Origin of the sequence: Mesorhizobium sp. M8A.F.Ca.ET.021.01.1.1 (assembly GCF_003998025.1) — a bacterium.
Classification (GTDB): Bacteria; Pseudomonadota; Alphaproteobacteria; order Rhizobiales; family Rhizobiaceae; genus Mesorhizobium.
Genome location: NZ_RZSJ01000708.1, coordinates 1 through 2,836 on the forward strand (window position 1 = coordinate 1; position 2,836 = coordinate 2,836).

Sequence of the window (2,836 nt, forward strand, 5' to 3'; positions counted from 1 at the left end):
CGACATGCCCTATGGTGACCGGCGCATCGGGGGCGTCACCGCCGGTATCATCCGTACGCTCTATGAAAGGCTCTATGCGTGAGTGTTTCGATCGCGGGCAGGGCCGACTGGCTCTCCGACAAGCATCTGCAGCGCCTGCTTGGCGCGCTCACCGAAGGCGGTGAAGAGGCGCGTATCGCCGGCGGCGCCGTGCGCAACGCGCTGATGGGCCAGCCTGTCGCCGACGTCGACATCGCCACCTCTTGCCTGCCGCAGGAGACCATCCGCCGTGCCGAAGCGGAAGGCTTCAAGGCGGTGCCGACCGGCATCGAACATGGCACGATCACGGTGGTCGCGGGCGGCAAACCCTACGAGGTCACCACCTTGCGCGCCGACGTCGAGACCGATGGCCGCCGCGCCAAGGTGTCGTTCGGACGCGACTGGAAGCTCGACGCCGAGCGGCGCGACTTCACCATCAACGCGCTCTACGCCGAGGCCGACGGCAGTGTTGTCGACCTTGTCGGCGGCATTTCCGACATCGAGGCGCGCCGGCTGCGCTTCATCGGCGACCCGGAGGCGCGCATCCGCGAGGATTATCTGCGCATCCTGCGCTTCTTCCGTTTCTTTGCCTGGTATGGCGACGGCCGGCCGGATGCCGAGGGGTTGAAGGCCTGCGCCCGGCTGAAGGACGGCCTTGGCCAACTCTCGGCCGAACGCGTCTGGTCCGAACTGAAGAAGCTTTTGTCGGCCCCCGATCCCTCACGCGCCCTGTTGTGGATGCGCCAGGCTGGTGTCCTGACCGCCGCGCTGTCGGAAAGCGAGAAATGGGGTATCGATGCGATCCACGGGTTGACCAAGGCCGAGAAAGACCTGGGCTGGGCGGTGGATCCGATGCTGCGGCTGGAGGCAATCGTGCCGCCGGATGCGGCGCGCATGAAGACGTTGGCCGAGAGGCTCAGGTTCTCGACCGCCGAAGCCGACCGCATGCTCCATTGGGCCCTCACCACGGCCGTCGAGCCGAAGACGACCGAAGGCGAACTGGCGAAACGGCTCTATCGCGGCAACCGGCAAGGGTTTGTCGACCGCCTGCGTCTGTCGCTTGCCGCGGCGCGGGTGCGCGCCGTCGAGGACAATGACGCATTGCTTCAAGCGGGCGGCTTTTCGCGCCTGCTTGGCTTTGCGCTCAAATGGGAACGGCCCGAGTTTCCGCTCAGAGGGGCCGATCTGACGGCGCTCGGCGCAAAGCCGGGACCGAAGCTTGGCGAAATCCTCAAGAACCTCGAAGCCGAATGGGTCGAGGCGGGATTTGCGCCTGATCGCGACACGTTGCTCGAACGCGCCGCGCAAGCGCTTGACACGTAGGTCGGAAACGCCGGATCTCCGCCGGTGTTGCCCTGCTGTTCCGTCCTGCTACTTGATCGACAGCGGAGCCAGGGCACGCGAAAGGCTTGCCTCGCCCTTGCCATAGACGGAGGCGCTGTAGTTGGCCAACGTGTCGGTCCGGGCCGTATTCAGCAACTGGTTGGTGATCTGGGTCGACGTTGCCTTGGTGAACTTGCTGCCCACGATGGCGGCGTAGCCGGCAACGATCGGCGCGGCGAAAGAGGTGCCGTAAAGGCCGGTCTTGTCCCCGGTGACACCCACGACCAGGAAATGGCTCTGCACAGCCGTGTTGGTGCCGGCGGTGTTGGAATACCAGGCCATGGTGGCCTTGTTCGACGTCGTGCCGTTGCTGTTGAGCGCGCCGACGAAAATCGCGGATGCCTTTCCGACCAAGGCGAGGTCGAGATAATCCTGCTGGCCGCTGGTGACGCCGCCCACGGCAACCGCGTCGTTGCCCGCGGCCTTCGAAACCACGGCCGTTCCCTTGGTGGCATAGGAGATGATGGAGGCCTCCTCGGCGCTCCATCCGATCTGGCTTGGGCTGTAGCCTGCCTTGGCGTACATGCCATAGCTCAGATTGAGCACGTTCAGGCCCGGCGCCAGCGCGACCGAGGAACTGGTGGAGAAGTCTTTCGACCGTATCGTCGCCAGCGGCGCGATCATGCTGGCTTCTTCGCGGGTCCATTCGCCATGGCGCTGGGTCTGGGTGCCGATGCCGAAATTGCCGCTGAACTTCGAGGTGCTGGAGAAGTCGTCGACGATCGTGATGGTGACGCCTTTGCCTTTGTAACCGGCACGCCATGCGGCCCCGACATCCGGGCTCATCCAGTTTTGCAAGGTCTGCGACGTGGCCGCCGGCAGGGTTGCGCTCAGGCATATGGATGCGTTGGATTGACCGCCGCCGCAGAGCGCGGACAGCGGATCTGGACCGACAGCTTCCTGAGCCACGGCAATCGATGCCGGCAGGAGGGCGAGGGCCGTGGCAATAGCGAATTTCCAATGCGTATTTGACATGTTTTTACCCCGGTTCAAACAGAAGCTAGGACGGAGGATCGCGGATCTTCCGCGGCTACGCGACATCTCGTGCCCGGCCCCTCGCGATCAGAAAGTAACACGGTAATTCAGCCACAGATGCTGGCTCTCCGGTTTAGCGTTAGCCAGATATTTCAAGGTTTCCTCGGGTGCCATCTCCCCGGCGGCGAGCCGGCAATTGACGCTGAAGGTGCCCAGATCGCCATAATCGGCCTGGCAGGGCTTTTCGCTGAGCTTGCCGCCGAAGGTCGTGGTGAACGACAGGGACAGGATGCTGTTCGCGCTCGGATGCAGCTGTGTGAGGAATCCGAGCTTGAGGCTGGGCGCGATGCGATACTTCTCGCCTTGTTCCCCAGTGCCAAATCCCCAAAGGATACCGGTGTCCTGCGTGATCTGCGTCATCAGGTCCACATGCGTGTCGACCCAGTTTGTCTGGTACCAC

General features: G+C 63.9%; 2 protein-coding genes and 2 pseudogenes. 2 read left to right on the top strand and 2 right to left on the bottom strand.

The features are described 5' to 3' along the window. Positions 1 to 82 (top strand): annotated as a pseudogene (locus EOA36_RS38605) (CoA pyrophosphatase); the annotation flags it as partial. Next, positions 79 to 1,341 carry a CCA tRNA nucleotidyltransferase gene (locus EOA36_RS32605; RefSeq protein WP_127280918.1) on the top strand — a complete coding sequence of 421 codons (1,263 nt, stop codon included), beginning with the start codon at positions 79 to 81 and terminating at the stop codon, positions 1,339 to 1,341. The pseudogene EOA36_RS38605 and the gene EOA36_RS32605, both read left to right, overlap by 4 nt. A 48-nt stretch (positions 1,342 to 1,389) precedes the next feature. Here EOA36_RS32605 and EOA36_RS32610 read toward each other — a convergent pair whose 3' ends face one another. Together EOA36_RS32610 and EOA36_RS32615 are read right to left on the bottom strand one after the other, a co-directional pair. Further along, a complete protein-coding gene (locus EOA36_RS32610; protein ID WP_127280919.1) occupies positions 1,390 to 2,376 on the bottom strand; it encodes a S8 family serine peptidase in 987 nt (328 codons plus the stop codon). A gap of 87 nt (positions 2,377 to 2,463) precedes the next feature. After that, positions 2,464 to 2,836, bottom strand: a pseudogene (locus tag EOA36_RS32615) (hypothetical protein); the annotation flags it as partial.

What these genes read in the sequence shown, in the direction of transcription:
- EOA36_RS32610 (WP_127280919.1), bottom strand. Translation starts at nt 2,376, where the DNA reads ATGTCAAATACGCATTGGAAATTCGCTATTGCCACGGCCCTCGCCCTC.